The organism is Pseudoalteromonas rubra (genome assembly GCF_000967655.1).
GTDB classification, from domain to species: Bacteria; Pseudomonadota; Gammaproteobacteria; order Enterobacterales; family Alteromonadaceae; genus Pseudoalteromonas; species Pseudoalteromonas rubra_A.
Genome location: NZ_JXYA01000041.1, coordinates 39656 through 58168, shown reverse-complemented (window position 1 = coordinate 58168; position 18513 = coordinate 39656). Strand labels below are relative to the sequence as shown.

14 protein-coding genes are annotated in these 18513 nt (G+C 51.4%); 9 read left to right on the top strand and 5 right to left on the bottom strand.

Annotated elements, in window-relative coordinates:
* The first annotated feature begins 61 nt into the window (after positions 1–61).
* The 5 genes from ilvD to can all read left to right on the top strand — a co-directional run bounded on the left by ilvD (position 62) and on the right by can (position 6530).
* Positions 62–1918: a dihydroxy-acid dehydratase gene (gene ilvD / locus TW77_RS16650; protein WP_046006156.1), complete on the top strand. Its 1857-nt coding sequence runs from the start codon at positions 62–64 to the stop codon at positions 1916–1918.
* Between the two features lie 2 nt (positions 1919–1920).
* On the top strand, positions 1921–3465 hold the full coding sequence (gene ilvA / locus TW77_RS16645) for a threonine ammonia-lyase, biosynthetic (RefSeq protein ID WP_046006109.1): 1545 nt from the start codon (positions 1921–1923) through the stop codon (positions 3463–3465).
* A gap of 62 nt (positions 3466–3527) precedes the next feature.
* Positions 3528–4583 (top strand): ABC transporter substrate-binding protein, encoded by a 1056-nt coding sequence (locus TW77_RS16640; protein ID WP_046006108.1) that lies wholly within the window; start codon positions 3528–3530, stop codon positions 4581–4583.
* Between the two features lie 75 nt (positions 4584–4658).
* The gene (locus TW77_RS16635; protein WP_046006107.1) at positions 4659–5852 is read left to right on the top strand and encodes a methyltransferase; all 1194 of its coding nucleotides are present in this window, start codon (positions 4659–4661) and stop codon (positions 5850–5852) included.
* Positions 5853–5861: 9 nt separating this feature from the next.
* Entirely contained in the window at positions 5862–6530 is a 669-nt protein-coding gene (gene can / locus TW77_RS16630; RefSeq protein ID WP_046006106.1) for a carbonate dehydratase, read from the top strand.
* Between the two features lie 6 nt (positions 6531–6536).
* On the opposite strand, the gene ubiK is transcribed toward can, so the two are convergent.
* Entirely contained in the window at positions 6537–6806 is a 270-nt protein-coding gene (gene ubiK / locus TW77_RS16625; protein WP_046006105.1) for a ubiquinone biosynthesis accessory factor UbiK, read from the bottom strand.
* A 127-nt stretch (positions 6807–6933) separates the two neighbouring features.
* Here ubiK and rep point away from each other — a divergent pair, with 127 nt between their 5' ends.
* The gene (gene rep / locus TW77_RS16620) at positions 6934–8946 is read left to right on the top strand and encodes a DNA helicase Rep (protein ID WP_046006104.1); all 2013 of its coding nucleotides are present in this window, start codon (positions 6934–6936) and stop codon (positions 8944–8946) included.
* On the opposite strand, the gene TW77_RS16615 is transcribed toward rep, so the two are convergent.
* The 3 genes from TW77_RS16615 to elbB all read right to left on the bottom strand — a co-directional run bounded on the left by TW77_RS16615 (position 8943) and on the right by elbB (position 12955).
* Entirely contained in the window at positions 8943–11516 is a 2574-nt protein-coding gene (locus TW77_RS16615; protein WP_046006103.1) for a sensor domain-containing diguanylate cyclase, read from the bottom strand. The genes rep and TW77_RS16615 overlap by 4 nt on opposite strands.
* A gap of 169 nt (positions 11517–11685) precedes the next feature.
* The gene (locus TW77_RS16610; RefSeq protein WP_046006102.1) at positions 11686–12075 is read right to left on the bottom strand and encodes a c-type cytochrome; all 390 of its coding nucleotides are present in this window, start codon (positions 12073–12075) and stop codon (positions 11686–11688) included.
* 229 nt (positions 12076–12304) lie between these two features.
* Positions 12305–12955, bottom strand: coding sequence for an isoprenoid biosynthesis glyoxalase ElbB (gene elbB / locus TW77_RS16605; protein WP_046006101.1), 651 nt, complete (start codon positions 12953–12955; stop codon positions 12305–12307).
* A gap of 434 nt (positions 12956–13389) precedes the next feature.
* On the opposite strand from elbB, the gene polA reads away from it, so the two are divergent.
* From polA to TW77_RS16590, 3 genes are all read left to right on the top strand, one after another.
* Positions 13390–16143, top strand: a complete 2754-nt coding sequence (gene polA, locus TW77_RS16600; RefSeq protein ID WP_046006100.1) for a DNA polymerase I — start codon at positions 13390–13392, stop codon at positions 16141–16143.
* A 438-nt stretch (positions 16144–16581) separates the two neighbouring features.
* Positions 16582–17145 (top strand): YceI family protein, encoded by a 564-nt coding sequence (locus TW77_RS16595; protein ID WP_046006099.1) that lies wholly within the window; start codon positions 16582–16584, stop codon positions 17143–17145.
* Entirely contained in the window at positions 17138–17668 is a 531-nt protein-coding gene (locus TW77_RS16590; protein WP_046006098.1) for a DUF1285 domain-containing protein, read from the top strand. Before TW77_RS16595 ends, TW77_RS16590 begins: the two co-directional genes overlap by 8 nt.
* 31 nt (positions 17669–17699) lie before the next feature.
* On the opposite strand, the gene yihA is transcribed toward TW77_RS16590, so the two are convergent.
* Positions 17700–18350 (bottom strand): ribosome biogenesis GTP-binding protein YihA/YsxC, encoded by a 651-nt coding sequence (gene yihA, locus TW77_RS16585; RefSeq protein WP_046006097.1) that lies wholly within the window; start codon positions 18348–18350, stop codon positions 17700–17702.
* Positions 18351–18513 lie beyond the last annotated feature (163 nt).

The following is an 18513-nucleotide window of genomic DNA, read 5'->3' as shown; positions in this document are numbered from 1 at the left end:
TTTTTGGAATGAGGAAAGCCGTTGCCAGATGGGGCAGCGCAAACTGGAAAAAGGGGTCAACATGGCAAAGTTACGCAGCAAAACAACCACTGAAGGCAGACAACAAGCAGGTGCCCGCGCACTATGGCGCGCCACCGGCATGACCGACAGTGATTTTCATAAGCCCATTGTGGCAGTGGTGAACTCGTATACCCAGTTTGTGCCCGGGCATGTGCACCTCAATCAACTCAGCGAGCTGATGGCCGATGCCATCCGGGATGCCGGCGGTGTGCCGCGCGAATTTAATACCATTGCCATTGATGATGGCATTGCGATGGGCCACGGCGGCATGCTGTATTCTTTGCCATCAAGGGATCTCATCGCCGATTCAGTAGAATATATGGTTAATGCCCACTGTGCCGATGCCATGGTGTGTATTTCAAACTGCGACAAGATCACTCCAGGCATGCTGCTGGCGGCACTGCGTCTGAATATCCCGGTGATCTTTGTCTCGGGTGGACCAATGGAAGCGGGCAAAACACGCCTCGCCGACATCGACATCAAACTCGACCTGGTTGATGCCATGGTCAAAGGCGCAGACCCCAGTGTCAGCGATGAAGACTCAGACAAAGTGGAGCGCTCAGCGTGTCCAACCTGTGGTTCCTGTTCAGGCATGTTTACCGCCAACTCTATGAACTGTTTATTAGAGGCACTGGGCCTGGCATTACCGGGTAATGGTACTACCCTGGCCACCCATGCCGATCGTCGCTTCTTATATGAAGGAGCTGCAAAGCGCATTATGGCGTTGTGTGAAGACTATTATGGCAAAGACAATGAGGCTGCACTGCCGCGTAACATTGCTAACCAGGCCGCGTTTACCAATGCCATGACCCTAGATATTGCCATGGGTGGCTCATCTAACACGGTATTGCACTTGCTCGCGGCTGCCATCGAAGGTGGGGTCGAATTTGATATGGCTGACATCGACCGCTTATCCCGGACTACGCCTTTCTTGTGTAAGGTGGCGCCGGCAACCCAGCAGTATCACATTGAAGATGTTCACCGTGCCGGTGGCATTATGGCGATCCTCAATGAACTGGCCAAAGCCGATAAGCTCGACCTGGCGGTGGGGCATGTGGCAGGTGGCACACTCGGTGAGGTGATCAAACGCTGGGATGCCACGGATCCCAATAATGAACGAGCACAAACTTTTTATCGAGCAGGCCCTGCGGGCGTGCGCACCACACAGGCGATGAGCCAGGAATGTCGCTGGGACGAGCTGGATCTGGACCGCGAGGGCGGCTGCATTCGCAGTGTTGAACACGCGTTTCGTCAGGACGGGGGTCTGGCGGTACTGACCGGCAACCTGGCGCTGGATGGCTGTATCGTGAAAAGTGCCGGGGTCGATGATGACATGCTGTGCTTTGAAGGTCCGGCCGTGGTGTTTGAATCTCAGGATGACGCCGTAGAGGGGATCCTCGGTGGCAAGGTGAAAAAGGGCGATGTAGTGGTGATCCGTTACGAAGGGCCAAAAGGCGGGCCGGGGATGCAGGAAATGCTCTATCCGACCAGCTACCTCAAATCCATGGGGCTGGATAAAGACTGCGCCTTGCTAACCGATGGCCGCTTCTCCGGTGGTACGTCAGGCCTGTCAATTGGCCATGCCTCGCCCGAGGCCGCCAGTGGTGGCGCGCTGGCATTGGTGGAAAACGGCGATATCATTCGCATTGATATTCCTGCGCGCAGCATCGACGTATTACTGGATGCACAGCAGCTGCAAGCACGTAAAGAGCAGCAAGATGCCCGCGGAAAAATGGCTTATAAACCACTGGACCGTCAGCGTTATGTCAGCCCTGCTCTGAAAGCCTATGCTTTGTTAGCAACCAGTGCAGATAAAGGCGCGGTACGCGATTTCGAGAAGCTGGAGGCATTGAGTTAATCATGGTGGCAAAAGAGCTCGATTATTTTCGTGCTGTAGTGCAGGCCAATGTCTCGCCGCTGGTCCGGGAAACCGAGGTCAGCGAGCTGAGCGGGCTTTCGGCCCGGCTCGGACATCAGATCTGGCTCAAGCGCGAAGATCAGCAACCTGTTTATTCTTTCAAACTGCGCGGCGCTTTTAACAAGCTCAGCAAACTACCGGCAAACAGCCTGGTGGTGACGGCATCCGCGGGCAATCACGCTCAGGGAGTGGCATTAAGTGCCGCTCATCTGGGGCATCGCGCGGTCATTGTTATGCCGGTGACCACACCGGAGATCAAAGTGAATGCGGTGCGCAGCCAGGGGGGCGAGGTGGTACTACATGGTCATCATTTTGATGCCGCGCAGGAGTACGCCCAGTCTTTATGTAAATCAGAAGGCGGTGTGTTTGTACCACCATTTGACGATAAAGACGTGATCATAGGTCAGGGCACGGTGGCCCGAGAATTGATGCAGCAGCTCCATCAGCTGGATGCGGTATTTATTCCCGTTGGCGGCGGCGGTTTACTGGCCGGGATGGCAGTGTATATAAAGTCATTGCGTCCGGAGATCCGCGTGATTGGCGTGGAAGCACAAGAAAGCGCGTGTCTGAAAGCGGCGATGGAAGCCGGGCATCCGGTCGAGCTGGAGCGGGTTGGTAGTTTTGCTGACGGCGTTGCGGTAAAGCGCATTGGCAGCGAAACCTTCCGCCTGGCCGAGCAGTTTTGTGATGAGGTGGTCACTGTCAGTGCCGACGAAATTTGTGCCGCAGTTCAGGATATTTTTGTTGAAACCCGGGCCATTGCAGAGCCCTCCGGTGCTTTGGCCACGGCCGGGCTAAAAAAATGGTGCGAAGACAATAATGAGCAGGGGCTCACCCTGGCATCGGTATTGTCCGGAGCCAATCTCAACTTTGACCGCTTGCGATATATTGCCGAGCGCACGGCTTTGGGCGCACGCAGTGAGGCGTTGCTGGGCGTAACCATAGAAGAATCCAAAGGCAGCTTTAAACGCTTTTGTCATGCTCTGTCGGGCCGTGCGATCACTGAGTTTAACTATCGTTATGCCGGTGGGGAAACGGCCCAGATTTTTGCCGGTGTCGGATTACGTGGTGGCGAGCAGGAATTGCAGGAGCTCAAGGCCAGTCTGAGCGAGGCGAACTATCAGTTTACCGACTTGTCCGACAACGAGCTGGCAAAATTGCACATTCGCTATATGGTCGGCGGCAAGCCGCCGGTTGCGCTCAGTGAGCGGCTGTTTCGCTTCGAATTTCCAGAATATCCGGGTGCACTCGCGCGCTTTTTGGAGACCCTGGGGAGTAACTGGAACATCACTTTGTTCCATTATCGAAATCACGGGGCGGCGCAGGGCAATGTACTGGCGGCGTTTGAGCTCAGTGCACAAGACCGAGCGCGCTTTGATGAGCACCTGCAACGCTTGGGTTACCAGTATCAGGAAGAAACAGATAATCCGTGTTTTAAACAGTATCTTCAGCACGATATGCCACAGGCGGATCGTCGCGTCAGCTAATTTTGCATTGTGTCCGGTGCCTTCTATAGTTGTAACAAGGCAGGCCCCGGGCGCGTACCATAATGAATTACTCCCACTTTATCCTGGCCATTGCGTTGTGCAAGAGCTGTACGCTTAGCGCATTGGAAGAAGTGACGCTGCAACTTAAATGGACCCATCAGTTTCAATTTGCCGGTTACTACATGGCCCAGCATAAGGGCTTTTTTCGCCAGCAGGGACTGGACGTAAAAATTGTGCCTGCCGATCAGGATAATCCGGATGAGCAGTTTAAAGTGCTGTCGGGACAGGCCCAGTTTGGTGTGACTCACTCGGGCATTTTGCAGCAGCGTTTGCAGGGCAAGCCGCTGGTGGCGCTGGCTGCGATTTTCCAGTCTTCTCCTTATTGCTGGATGGTTCGTGCTGACAGTGATATCTATGTTCCCAAAGACTTTGTGGACAAAAAGATCAGCCACCTTGGACGCGTTGAGGGGGCAGAGCTGGTGGTGATGCTGGAGCGGGCTGGGATAGATGTGTCACGCCTGCCATTGTACGCCGGACTGGAACCCATCAAAGACTTTGTTGCCGGGCGTTTCGATGCATTACAGGTGTATATTTCTAATGAACCCTTTAAGCTGGCTCAGCAGGGGGTGGCTACCCGGCAGATCTGTCCTAAGCATTTTGGCCTGAACGTTTATGCCGATATCTTATTTACCTCCGAAGATGTGCTGAATTACCGGCCTGAAACCGTTGCCCGGTTTCGCCGCGCGTCCTTACAGGGCTGGCGCTATGCCATGAGCAATCCCGATGAAGCACTGGCGGTCACTCAGGCTGAGTATGCGACAAGCAAAAGTATCGCGGCGCTGGCAAATGAGGCCGATAAACTGATGCCCTTTATTAAAGCACCGGGGATTGCACTGGGTGCCATGTCGCAGGCGCGATGGTTGTGGATAGCCCAGCTTTATCGACTTGATCTTGCTAATTTTCACGAACAAAAACATAAGTTTATATATACCGAGCCGGATAATGAAGAAACCAGCTGGTCATGGATGCTGACCTTAGCGGTGATAGTGGCGGTGATTTGTGTGCCCATGTACATACACCTGATTTTTTTCCGCCGTCGGCGTTTTACCTTAAAATGACGGTCAGTGCTTTGCGCGCAGGGCACGAGCGCATACAATGAGCGCCCTTTGTTTCGTTCGGTGCCGGTGACTTGTATGCGCAGTTCCTTTCATTCTCAGTTTTTAGCCCTGGATGCTCTGCTTGCGGACACCCGCCAGTACTGGCAGTTGCTGGCCTTCGATCATACGGATATTCCCTGGCCTGAACTCAAAAGTGCTTTATTGTCGCTAAGCGATGAACAAGTGACGGCACTGGACCATGAGCCCGCTGATTTACTGGCTTTTTTACTGCCCCATATACCGGCATTAGCAACGTTGCCAGAGCTGACAACCCTGGCTCAGGTACAAGCGAGTCGTCCAGAATTTCCGTTCTGGCTCAGCAATGGCATCAAGGGCCGTAAGCTGACTCAGTTACAGGATTTTGTTGCCCACGTTTATCAGGCAAAGCGCCCGGTACTGGAGTGGTGCGCCGGGAAAGGTCACCTGGGCCGACTGCTGGCGTATCTGGGCGCGGAGCACGTCGACAGTGTGGAGCTACAGGCGGCGTTGTGTCAGCAAGGGCAGCACAGTGCTGAGCAACAAAAGTTGGCGATGACGTTTCATTGTGCCGATGTGCTCAAAGATCCCGTTGCGCACTATTTTAAGCCACGCCAGCAGGCTGTGGCACTGCATGCGTGCGGCCGTCTGCATCAGACCTTTATGGCACAGGCTTGCGCCGCAAGATGTGAGCAGATCAGTTTGTCACCCTGTTGTTATCACTTGTTTACTGAGCCCACTTATCAGCCAATGAGCGACGTTGCTGAGCACAGTCCCTTGGTCTTGTCACACAGTGATATGAAGTTGGCGCTGCAGGAAACCGTGACTGCGCCCGGCAGAGTGGCCAAAATTCGCAAGCGGGAAGTGCAGTGGCGGCTGGCTTTTGATGCGCTACGCCGCGATGTCACTGGCGATACTCAGTACCTCAGTGTGCCGTCAGTGAATAAGGCGATTTTTTCTGGTGCCTTTGTTGATTTCTGTCACTGGGCGGCTGAGCAGAAACAGCTAGACTTACCGGCACGCTTTGATGCTGAACATTACCTGGCGCAAGGGCGGGCAAGACAGCGCATTACGGAGCGCATTGAGCTGGTGCGTCATGCTTTTCGCCGTGCCATTGAATTGTGGCTGGTGCTCGACAGGGTGTTATATCTTGAACAGGCCGGGTATGATGTCAGCCTCTCAGAATTTTGTCATAAATCACTGACACCCAGAAATATCTTGATCCAGGCGACACGGTGTCAGTCAGTAGAATAAGGAGTAGCCATGTGTCAGTCTGACAGCCAGCTGCAACACTTGCTCAATAACAATCGCCAGTGGGCGAAACAGACTCAGACCAATAACCCGGAATTTTTTGCCAAGCTATCGATGCAGCAGAATCCTAATTATTTGTGGATCGGTTGCTCCGACTCACGGGTACCGGCTAACCAGATTGTCGACTTAATGCCGGGGGACTTGTTTGTTCACCGCAATGTGGCCAATGTGGTGGTGCATACCGACCATAATTGTTTGTCTGTGATGCAGTACGCTATTGAGGTATTGAAAGTAGAGCATGTGCTGATTGTCGGGCATTATGGCTGTGGCGGTGTTCGTGCGGCTTTGGAAGATGCCCGCTTAGGTCTGATAGATAACTGGCTGCGCCATGTCGGTGATGTCAAAGAAATGCATCAGGCGATGCTCAATGAAATCCACCCTGAGCAGCGTTGCGATGCTTTGTGCGAGCTCAACGTGATTGAGCAGGTTCGTAACGTATGCCGAACCAATGTGGTACAGGATGCCTGGGCGCGGGGCCAAAAGTTAACCATTCACGGCTGGGTGTATGGCCTGGCCGATGGCCTGCTCAAAGAGCTGAATACTCAGATAGAGCGCGAAGAGCAACTGGCAACGCACTACGAGCGGGCCCTGGTGGACCTGGCCAAGCGCTACCAGTTGTAGCATTGACTATTCTGGCTGGTTGTTCTCCTGAGCGGCCAGCTTCGCCTCTAATTCGGCCACTTTGGCTTCCAGTTCAGTCAGCTTTTCACGGGTTTTGATCAGTACTTTGCTCTGAATATCAAATTCTTCACGACTGACAAAATCCATCTCTGCCAGTTTATTTTGAATGGCTTGTTTGGTTTTGCTTTCAAAGGTATCTGCCAGGTTTTTCACGCCTTGTGGCATGTTACTGGAGATCTGCTTGGCGATTTCTTCAATTTTTGCTGGGTTGATCATGGGCTGGCCTCTAAGCTTGATTATAGTCTCTATCTTACCTAAAGCGGTCACCGGTTAAAAGCGCTTGGGATCCACTTGAGCATTACGGTAAACTTAGCAGCTTATTGACTAAAGGTGATCACAGAGTATGAAACTGAACCCGAAACAAGACGAAGCCGTTAAGTATATCAGCGGACCCTGTCTGGTACTGGCCGGTGCCGGCTCTGGTAAAACCCGGGTGATCACCAACAAAATAGCCTATCTGGTACAAAAATGTGAGTACAAGGCGCGCAACATTGCGGCGGTGACCTTTACCAACAAGGCCGCCAAAGAAATGCGTGAGCGGGTATCGCAGACACTGGGCAAGCAAGAAGCCAAAGGGCTGTGGGTCTCGACCTTCCATACCCTGGGACTGGAGATCATTAAAAAGGAAGTGAAAACGCTGGGCTATAAGCCGGGCTTTTCTCTGTTTGACGATCAGGATACCCATCAGCTGCTGGCCGAACTGACCGAAAAAGAGCTGGATCGCGACAAAGATCTGCTTAACCTGCTGAAGATGCAAATTGGTAACTGGAAGAATGAACTGATCCAGCCCGAGCGCGCCATTCGTGAAGCCGGTGAAGCGCAAAAAGCGTTGTTTGCCCAGCTGTATGCCCGCTATCAGACTCAGCTCAGAGCCTATAACGCACTCGATTTTGACGATCTGATCATGATCCCCACGTTGCTGTTAAATAGCTCAGTCGAAGTGCGCGAGCGCTGGCAGGCGCGTTTTCGTTACCTGCTGGTGGATGAATATCAGGATACCAACACCAGCCAGTATCAGCTGGTAAAGCTGCTGGTGGGTGAGCGTGCCCGCTTTACCGTGGTAGGAGATGACGACCAGTCTATCTATTCATGGCGCGGTGCCAAGCCACAAAATCTGGTGCTGCTGAGCAAAGATTTTCCGGGGCTGCGCCTGATAAAACTGGAACAAAACTACCGCAGTGCCGGGCGGATCCTGAAGGCGGCGAATATTCTGATCGCCAATAACCCTCATGAGTTCGACAAAAAACTATTCAGTGAGCTGGGGTATGGGGATCCACTGCGCCTGATCCCAACTCGCGATGAAGAGCATGAAGCCGAGCGGGTGGTGGCGGAGATCATTTCCCATAAGTTTATGAAGCGCACCAGTTACAAAGACTACGCCATTTTGTATCGGGGTAATCATCAGGCACGGGTATTCGAAAAAGCCCTGATGGCGAACCGCATTCCTTATAAGATCAGTGGCGGTATGTCGTTTTTTGCCCGCAGTGAAATAAAAGACATCATGGCGTACTTGCGCTTGCTGGTTAATCAGGACGACGACAATGCGTTTTTGCGCATCGTGAATACCCCGCGCCGTGAGATCGGGCCGGTGACGCTGGAGAAGCTGGGGAGTCTGGCCAACGATAAGCACATCAGTTTATTTGCTGCCTGTTTTGAACCTGAGCTGCCACAGCGCCTCAGCGGCCGTGGTCTGAATGCCCTGATGGGATTTGCCCGCTGGGTGGTGGAACTGAGCGACAGGGCCACCCGCGGAGATACCCTGGAAGCCGTGAAGGACATGGTACGGGAGATCAATTACGAAGCCTATTTGTATGAGTCGTCGCCGAGTGCCAAAGCCGCCGAAATGCGCATGAAGAACGTGTCTGAACTGTATCGTTGGATCAGCGACATGCTCACGGGCGATGCCGACAATCCAGCTATGACTTTGCCCGAGGTGGTCAGCAAGCTGACGCTGCGTGATATGCTGGAGCGCAATGAAGAAGAAGACGACAGCGATGCGGTGCAACTGCTGACCTTACATGCCTCGAAAGGGCTGGAGTATCCACACGTCTTTATGGTCGGTATGGAAGAAGGCTTGTTGCCGCACCAGACCAGCATAGACGAAGACAATGTGGAGGAGGAGCGTCGTCTGGCCTATGTGGGCGTAACCCGGGCGCAGCAGACGCTGACCATGACCTACGCCAGGAGTCGTCGTCAGTTTGGTGAACAGATCACTCCGGAACTCAGTCGCTTTGTGCAGGAAATGCCGCAAGATGATATTCAAAGTGAAGGTAAAAAGCCCGTGCAGTCACAGGCCGAGCGCATGGAGAAAGGTCAGGCCCGGGTGGCCAATCTGCGGGCGATGCTAAAACGTTAAAGCGGCAGAGATTCGTGTGCGGTGGCCGGATCGCTCTGGCTGGCCCCCGACAAGCTTTGTTGCTTGCCAAAAAACAGGCTCAGTCCGTGACGTTCCAGCAGACTTCTGAAATTTAAAATGGCCGGACCCTTGGCGATAACCTGAATGGACTTCAGCGCCGTGACCGCCAGGATCCCCTGGAGCTGCACGTCATAGCTGTTTTGTTGCAAGACCCGCTTGCTGAACGTTGAACTGAGCAGCAAATATTTAAACTCAATATGACTGAGCAGCGCCAGATCGCAGCGATCTTTGGCAAAGTCATTCAGGCCAACCGCAATCCCCAGGCTGCACAGCTCTTTGAGGTTTTCCAGCTGCATACTCGATGCGTAGCGGATCTCACTTTCATCAAACAACAAACACAGGTTGCTGGCACGCTGGCTGAGTAATTGTTTCAGCTCGCCAAAGGTGGTGCTTTCCAAAATGGCACATGAACAGGCAAACAGCACATCGGCAGTTTGCGCTTTGCCAAGGGTTGTGGCCTGCTCGAGTGCCTGACCCAGCAGCTGCATTTCGATTTTTAGTTGCTCATCTTTAGCGGCGGCAAATTTTTTGAGAATGTCGAAGCTGGTGCTGCCAAGAACCGGGTGTTCGCCGAACGCCTCTAACATCACAATCTGCTGGCCATGATTGGCCATATTGACGATTTCGGTACTGCGAAAGTGTACCGGCAGAGCGCTGAGATGGTGGTATTCCGTTTGCTTGCTTTGGGTGCTGGCTGCGCTGAGCAGTGGATGATAAAACTCGTAGCGCCCGCGACCGGCATTTTTGGCGTAATACATAGCCGCGTCGGCATCACGGATGATCTCATCGGTATTTTTGTAGTCTTTGTTGCTGTAGGTAATACCAATACTGGCGCCACTTTGCATACATACGCCTTTCATACAAAACGGCTGCTGCATCACTCTGATCAAACGTTTGGCAACATCTTCTGCCTGCTGGCGATCGCTCAGATGATCCAGCAGGATCACAAATTCATCACCGGCCAGACGGGCCAGTAAGTCGTGCTCACGAATACATTCCGAAAATGCTTTACTGACCCAGATTAAGAACTGATCGCCCGCCTGGTGACCCAGTTCATCGTTGATGTCTTTAAATTTATCGAGATCGATAAATAAAACGGCAAAGTTATTGTCCGGGTAACGCTGGTACTTTTGTAAGGTTTTTTCCAGCTGAGTCAGGAACAGCAAACGGTTTGGCAGCGTGGTCAGGGGATCATGATGCGCATCATGATACAGCTGCTGCTCAATCTTTTTTCTCTCTTCAATTTGCATCTGTAAATGCAAATTGGTCTGACGCAACTCTTTGGTTTTTTCAGCAACCCGATGTTCCAGCTCCAGGTTGCTGGCCTTGAGTGCCTGATTGGCTAAATGCGTTTGTAAAACCGAGGCAATCTGGTTCGAGACAAATGAAATTAATTCAACATCCTCGTGATTGTATTCGTACTCATGGTTATAGGCCTGACAGGCGATAAGACCAATCACCCCTTTTGCCGTTTTCAGTGGGGCGCCCAGCCAACTGGTGGCGGCATTTTGTAGCTGGTAATTGTCGGGTCGTTTAACAATTTCATTGTCGATCAGTACTTGTGCCCGCTTAGTGTCGATCAGCTGGCTGCGCTCAGTGGTGATCACCAGTTCACTGTAGCCATTGGCAAAGGGCCGTGGCTTGTACTGGGTCATCTCATCCACGCTATATGGGAAAGTGAGCCAGTTAGACGCCTTGTCATGTAGCGCAATAAACAGGTTATCGGCAAAAGTAATAGAGCGCATGATCTGGTGAACTTGCTGGTATACGTCGTCTATGTCGCTGAACTGCGTTGCCAGCTCTGCTATCTTAAACAGGATCTGTTGCCGTTCCAGTGCCCGCTTACGTTGCTCAATTTCGGTATTGAGCGCCTCGTTACTCTGCATCAGAGCACGGGTTCTAATTTTAACTTCAGACTCTAACAGCTCGCGTTTTTTGACGCGCTCAATGGCGGTTGCCAGATACAAAGACATGACTTCGAGCAACTCTACTTGTTGCTCACTGTAATGCTCATCCGCCGCATAGTTTTGCGATACCATAACGCCAATGATGGTTTTTTCGCGGAAAATAGGAACGCCCACCCAATGCTCAGCCTGGGTGCCCAATGCCTTGAACAGCCCCTGTGCACTCATATGCTCCATTTGTTGGCGGTTCAGATACAAAGTTTGTCGGTTTTTAAAGACGTAGCCCGTTATTCCCTGGCTAAAGTGGTTCGCCTCATGCAAAGGGACCGAAATACCATCTTTTTCGTCAACAAAATAAGAAAGCTCCAGCCCCTGAGTGAACTGGTTTTGTAACACCACATAAAAGCTTTTACTAGGCAGGTATTGTTCTAAAATGCTGTGAATAGCGGGATATAGCAGCGTCAACTCCGCCACTGTGCTGGCCTGCTCTGATAACTGGATCAGGGCATGCTGCAGGTGTGAGTTTTGTTTATATTTTTTCAGCAAGGACTCTAAACGGCGGTTCTTTCGAGTCAGTTTGCGAACTAGGACGCTGGGATCTTCCAATGATGAAACCAAGAGTTGTTATTGTCTATTTATTGTTCTTATATTTTCACTTTTACAATGAGGGGTCAAGTGCAAAATTTTAATAACAATATGGTGATAATTGTCGAGAATTTTGCGACAAGACACGTCATTGAAGGGGATGTGTTATTCATCCCCATGCGGCGATTATTTACTTAATCATGAAGTCGATGGCTGCTGCAATTTCGTCATCGCTACAGTCCATACAGGTACCGCGAGGTGGCATGGCATTGAAGCCATTGATCGCGTGGTCAAGTAGTACGTCGTTGCCTTTAGCAATACGAGGTGCCCAGTCATCAGCTGTTTTAGGTGCACCTAGCGCGCCTGTGCCATGACAAGCGAAACAGGAAGCCTGATATACTTGCTCACCAGTACGTGGGCCAGTTGGGGCAGCGGCAGCAGTATCTTCGGCACCCGCCAGGTAGACAGAGCCTACAGGCTCAAGACGCTTTTTAATCGCTTCTTCAGTTAAAGAATTGTCGAATGGCTGTGCGATTGCCGCAGTAGATAGCAATAACAGTGCTGCTGAAAGTTTCTTCATTTACCTTGCTCACTTCAAATTGAACGTGATCTATCACGATGGATGACGGAATTAAGCCGATTATAACGTCACCAACTAATTTATAAAACGTAAACTTGATTATAAGCGACTAAAAAATAAAATTTATTGCGTTAGGGCAAAAAATCACAGGGTGAAGGGGGAGAATTTTTGCAGCTGTGGTGTTTTTTCGAACAATAGAATAGGCGGCGTGATGCCGCCTTATTTTGCGTTACGCCAGTTCAATGAGTTTTTGCACCGCTTTTTCAATACCGGCTGATGCTTCACTGATAGAGCCTGCCAGCATGTAGGCCGGTGTGCTGATCACTTTATGCGTGTCATCGACAACAATGTCAGACACGCCACAATTGATATGACTGGCACCTAAAGCTTCAACGGCCTGAGCCGTGGCTTCGTCGTTGCCTATCGTCGCCAGTGTGCCTTTGGCATGAATGTGGCCAATCAGTGCCGGGGCAATACATAAATAAGCAATAGGCTTACTTTGTTGGTGAAAAGCCTGACATTGTTCTTTGACCGTTGCCAGGATGCTGGACTGTGCACCCTTAAAGGCAAAATCAGAGAGGTTTTTCGCCACCCCAAAGCCACCAGGCAAGATCAAGGCATCAAATTCACTGGGATCCAGTGTGGCCAGATCTGCGACCTCACCGCGCGCAATACGCGCCGCTTCTACCAGCACATTACGCTGCTCGTCCTGCTCTTCTCCTGTGAGGTGGTTGATTACATGGTGCTGCTGAACATTCGGCGCAAAGCACTGATAACGCGCACCGAGGCGCTCGAGGTGCAGCATAGTCAGGACAGATTCATGGATCTCAGCACCGTCAAAGACGCCACAACCGCTTAAAATGATCGCTACTTGTTTCATCGGGATCTCCCTTTAAGGTCTTTAATTTTCGATATATGCAATTTTGTCATTACGTGAGTTAGAAAAAAATATAAAGGATCTGCTTTGATCTTTGAACGTTTGTGTTAGTATACGCGTCCGCTTGAGAAAAAGCGGTGAATTTATAGCCATTCAATTGCAGGCTGTAAACTGACTCCAAAGTCACTGTCCACAATCTTAGCTTAAAGCATATAAAAGAGTAAAAAGAAATTTCCTTTTATATTCAGTGTTTTAAATATATCTCCTAGACTTCTTTTTGAAGTGTGGGCTGATAGCGCGTGTTTATCTACAAAGTTATCCACAGGCCATCCCCATTTTTCATGGGCTGTTTTGGACTGTGTCAGACTCGTTTTATTCCCGCCCTTATGGCATGCTAACCCAGATTTAAAACTTCCAATTTTAGGATCCCTATAACTATGTCTCAGATCCCTGAAAATCCGCTGATCCTGGTCGATGGTTCGTCGTATTTGTTTCGTGCCTATCATGCGCCACCGCACCTGACCAACTCCAAAGGAGAAGCCACAGGCGCCATTTACGGTGTCATCAACATGCTGAAAAGCTTGCTCAAGCAATATCAGCCCAGCCATATGGTAGTGGTGTTTGATGCCAAAGGGCCGACTTTCAGAAATGAGATGTACAGTGAATATAAAGCACATCGTCCACCGATGCCGGATGATCTACGTACGCAGATAGCCCCGATCCACGATATTATTCGTGCCATGGGCCTGCCGCTGGTCAGCATTGAAGGGGTTGAAGCAGATGATGTCATTGGTACCTTCTCGCGCCTGGCGTCAGAGCAACAAAGGCATGTGCTGATCAGCACGGGTGATAAAGACATGGCACAGCTGGTCAATGAGCATGTCACGTTAATTAATACCATGACCAACACCATTTTAGATCCGCAGGGCGTAGTGGATAAGTTTGGTATCGGGCCAGAATTGATCATCGATTACCTGGCGCTGATGGGTGACAAAGTGGATAACATCCCGGGTGTGCCTGGTGTGGGTGAAAAAACCGCGCTGGCCATGTTGCAGGGACTGGGATCGATTGACGATCTCTATGCCAACCTGGATAAAATCGCTGATCTGGGTTTCCGCGGCTCAAAAACCATGGCGAAGAAACTGGCAGAACACGAAGCACAACTGAAATTATCCTACGAGCTGGCAACCATCAAACTGGATTGTGAGGTTGAACAAGACCTGGAACAATTCAAGATCCAGGAAATGGACAAAGATCAGTTGATTGAGCTGTATGGCCAATGTGAATTCAAACGCTGGCTGGCTGAACTGCTGGATGGTAAGAGCGCGCCGGAAACGGCCGCAGACACAGAGCAGGACTCAGTGGTCACGCCACCGGTTGAGGTGGACTATGAGACCATTTTAGAGCGCGAACAACTGGATCGCTGGCTGGATAAGCTGCGCGAGGCCGAGCTATTTGCCTTTGATACCGAAACCACCAGTCTGGATTACATGCAGGCGGAGCTGGTTGGTATGAGCTTTGCGGTCGCTGCCGGTGAAGCGGCCTACCTGCCGCTGGGCCACGATTATGTGGGTGCGCCCGAACAGCTCGACAAGCAGCTGGTGTTTGAGTTGATTGGCCCTATTCTGGCAGATCCTAAGTATAAAAAGGTCGGGCAGAACCTGAAGTACGACAAGAGCGTGCTGGCCCGCGCCGGACTGGAGCTCAATGGCATCGCTTTTGACACTATGCTGGAATCTTACGTCTTTAACAGTGTGGGCACGCGCCATGATATGGACTCGCTGGCACTGAAATACCTGGGACATAAAAATATCAGCTTTGAAGAGATAGCCGGTAAAGGTAAAAACCAGCTGACCTTCAATCAGATTGAGCTGGATAAAGCCGCGCCCTATGCGGCTGAAGATGCCGACATCACTTTGCGTTTGCATCAGCACCTGTGGCCGCAATTACAGCAGCATCCCACTTTGGTGAGTGTGTTTGAAGACATCGAGTTGCCACTGATCAGCGTGCTTTCTGAGATTGAACGTACCGGTGTTAAAATCGACAGCGACATGCTGGCCACGCAGAGCCACAATATTGAGACGCGCCTTAAAGAGCTGGAGCAGGAAGCGTTTGAGCTGGCTGGAGAAGAGTTCAACCTCAGTTCAACCAAGCAGTTGCAGGCGATCCTGTTCGACAAGCTGGAACTACCGGTGTTGAAGAAGACGCCCAAAGGTGCGCCGTCGACGGCAGAAGAGGTGTTGCAGGAACTGGCCCATGATTATCCGTTACCTAAACTGATCATCGAGCATCGCGGCCTGGCCAAGCTTAAGTCTACCTATACCGATAAACTGCCTAAGATGGTTAACGAGCAGACTCAGCGTGTGCATACCTCGTATCATCAGGCGGTGACCGCCACGGGTCGTCTCAGCTCCACCGATCCTAATCTGCAGAACATTCCGATCCGCAATGAAGCTGGACGCCGGATCCGTCAGGCCTTTGTTGCCGATCAGGATCATGTGATCATGGCGGCGGACTACAGCCAGATTGAACTGCGGATCATGGCGCATTTGTCTCAGGATACGGGCTTACTCAAGGCCTTTGCTGAGGGTAAAGATGTTCACAGCGCCACGGCCAGTGAAGTCTTTTCAGTGCCACTGGACGAGGTCACCTCCGATATGCGTCGCAAGGCCAAAGCGGTTAACTTCGGACTGATCTACGGTATGAGTGCCTTTGGCCTGGCCAGACAGCTGGATATTCCGCGTCACGAAGCACAGCACTATATGGATAAGTACTTTGAACGCTTCCCGGGTGTGCTGGAGTATATGGAGTCGACCCGAGAGAAAGCCGCAGAGCAGGGCTATGTTGAAACCTTGTTCGGCCGTCGTTTATATTTGCCAGACATCAAGGCACGTAACGGTGCGCGTCGCAAGGCGGCTGAGCGTGCTGCTATCAACGCCCCGATGCAGGGCACAGCTGCCGACATCATTAAAAAGGCGATGATCAAAGTAGCCCAGTGGCTGGCAACACAGCAGGACAGTGACATCAAGCTGCTGATGCAGGTACACGATGAACTGGTCTTTGAAGTCAAAGCCGACAAAGTGGCGCAGTACAGTGAGCATATTTGTCAGCTGATGAGTGAGGCTGCCGACCTGGATGTGCCTTTGTTGGTTGAAGCGGACCATGGTGACAACTGGGAGCAGGCGCATTAATTTGCACTCTTGCTGAAAAACAACACGGCTTCGGCCGTGTTTTTTATTGCCCGAAGTCCAGTAATGACGGGCCCTGCAAATGTATCAGGTGTAACTGAGAGGTAAAAATGCGCAGCCTGATGTTTAAAAAATATCAAATTGGCGCATAACTTGCTTTTGATGGTTTATTTCGCCTGGGTGATTTGTTACAGTGCGCGCGTCCTCTTCCTGTAGGACATCCTGTTGATGATGTATCTCTCCTTGTGAAGATACAGTGTATTGATAGCTTCTCCCCAGATTGCTATAACGGCTCGCAATGTGAATGGTGCGAGCCGGTTTTTCTCCCTCTTACTCGAATATATCCCAAACACCATGTCTGGCCAGTATTAGGCGCTATGTCGTTGCATCTGTTCTGGGTATGCAGGTAATATGACCACTTTCATTTTCAAGGAATTCGTCATGCTTAAACCTCTTCTTTTTTCTGTTCTTGGCTTATCAGCTCAGTTTGCCCAGGCATGGCAGCTGGACGCAGCGCACAGCGATGTGAGTTTTACCTCCATCAAGGCTGGCAGCGTTGCTGAAAATCATCACTTTAAGCAGCTTTCTGGCACCATTAATCCCGCTGGTGAGCTGGATTTAAGACTGGATCTGAGCAGCATAGAAAGCCTGATCCCCATTCGCAACGAACGCATGCAAAAAATGCTGTTTGACGTCGCTAAGTTTCCTGAAGCGAAGATCACCGCCAATGTGAGTCAGCACCTCAAGGCGTTAAAGCCCGGCGTGCAGATCATTCGTCAGGTCCCGGTGACATTGTCATTGCATGGTCAGGTGGCAACACTCAACGTGGATCTGGTGGTGAACAAAGGCGCTCAGCAACTTCAGGTGACGCCACTGCGTGCTGTGCTGATCAACAGCCGCGATTTTGGTTTGGATTCTGGCATCGAAGCGCTGCGCAAAGTGGCGGGTCTGAATACCATTGCCACCGCGGTACCGGTTACTTTCAACCTGGTGTTCAGTGAGTAATACTGAGGCGCTGATCGCCCACTATGTGACGCAGCATGCGCCCACCGGGCGCTGGCATGCCCACGAATGTGGGGTTGGCGCGTTTGCCATCGATGCACAGGGTCGCTGGTTTCACGAAGGCACTCCCATAGGACGTGAAGGCCTGGTGAAACTACTCGCCAGTGTATTGTGCTACGAGCAGGGCCAGTATCTGCTCAAATCTCCGTCCGAGACTTGCCCGGTGGAGGTCGCCGACAGCCCGTTTGTGATAGTCGCCTGGCAATATTGTGAGCTGGCACCCACACTCGGCCTGGGTCCGACACTTATTGCACAGGACAATCTCGGACGTTTGTGGCCGGTGTGTGGCGAGTTTCCCCTGGTGCTTAAATCCTACCAAGGTCAGTTAGTCCCCTATTTGATGCTCAATTATGGTTTGTCGGCTCGGGTTGGCCGTTCGGTTTACTATCAGTGGGCTGAGCTGGCGCAAAGCCAGGGTGAGGCGTTTGTGTTAACGTCGGCAGATACGCCGTTTGTGATTGGCTAGGCTGCGCCAGCGACGCAGCCTGAGGTGTCTACTACTGCGCTGAAGGGCTGTCCTGCTCTGCCTCTTCTTCTTTGACATACGGTCCCAAAAACCAGTCATCCAGCTGCCAGGCCAGCTCTTTCAAACCCAGTCCTTTTAAAGAGGAAAACGCGTGTACGGTAATGTCGGCATTCAGCTCTGCCAGTGCTTTACGCACTTGTAATACTTCGGCTTTGCGTTTGCCCTGCTTGAGCTTGTCGGCTTTGGTTAACAGTGCCAGTACCGGAATATCACTGCCTGCGGCCCAGTTAATCAAATCCATATCCAGGTCTTTAAGCGGGTGACGGATGTCCATCAGTACCACAATGCCTTTCAGGCTCTGGCGCTTTTGCAGGTATTCGCCCAGCGACTTCTGCCATTTCTTCTTCATTTCCAATGGCACTTTGGCAAAGCCGTAGCCCGGTAAGTCAATCAGGCGCTTGTCTTCGTCGAGCGAAAAAGTATTAATGAGCTGAGTACGGCCCGGCGTTTTACTGGTGCGCGCCAGCTTTTGATCGGTCAGGGCATTCAGTGCACTGGATTTCCCTGCATTGGAGCGTCCGGCAAACGCAACTTCAATACCGGTATCGGCGGGTAATCGGGAAATATCTGGGGCACTCGTTACAAACTGAGCACGGTTATACGGCATGCGGGATTTTAGCACTTCGACTCCTCAAGGGGATTGATCTCATTATTGTCTATTTTATTATACTTGGTTGCTAAAGCAAAAGCCGATAAAATCTGCACCCTGGGTGAGTTTTTACGCTATGTCCCGGAGAGGAAACTTAATCCAGGTCAAATCCCTATAATTTATGGGCTTAATGTGA

What these genes read in the sequence shown, in the direction of transcription:
- ilvD (WP_046006156.1), top strand. Translation starts at nt 62, where the DNA reads ATGGCAAAGTTACGCAGCAAAACAACCACTGAAGGCAGACAACAAGCA.
- ilvA (WP_046006109.1), top strand. Translation starts at nt 1,921, where the DNA reads ATGGTGGCAAAAGAGCTCGATTATTTTCGTGCTGTAGTGCAGGCCAAT.
- TW77_RS16640 (WP_046006108.1), top strand. Translation starts at nt 3,528, where the DNA reads ATGAATTACTCCCACTTTATCCTGGCCATTGCGTTGTGCAAGAGCTGT.
- TW77_RS16635 (WP_046006107.1), top strand. Translation starts at nt 4,659, where the DNA reads ATGCGCAGTTCCTTTCATTCTCAGTTTTTAGCCCTGGATGCTCTGCTT.
- can (WP_046006106.1), top strand. Translation starts at nt 5,862, where the DNA reads ATGTGTCAGTCTGACAGCCAGCTGCAACACTTGCTCAATAACAATCGC.
- ubiK (WP_046006105.1), bottom strand. Translation starts at nt 6,806, where the DNA reads ATGATCAACCCAGCAAAAATTGAAGAAATCGCCAAGCAGATCTCCAGT.
- rep (WP_046006104.1), top strand. Translation starts at nt 6,934, where the DNA reads ATGAAACTGAACCCGAAACAAGACGAAGCCGTTAAGTATATCAGCGGA.
- TW77_RS16610 (WP_046006102.1), bottom strand. Translation starts at nt 12,075, where the DNA reads ATGAAGAAACTTTCAGCAGCACTGTTATTGCTATCTACTGCGGCAATC.
- elbB (WP_046006101.1), bottom strand. Translation starts at nt 12,955, where the DNA reads ATGAAACAAGTAGCGATCATTTTAAGCGGTTGTGGCGTCTTTGACGGT.
- polA (WP_046006100.1), top strand. Translation starts at nt 13,390, where the DNA reads ATGTCTCAGATCCCTGAAAATCCGCTGATCCTGGTCGATGGTTCGTCG.
- TW77_RS16595 (WP_046006099.1), top strand. Translation starts at nt 16,582, where the DNA reads ATGCTTAAACCTCTTCTTTTTTCTGTTCTTGGCTTATCAGCTCAGTTT.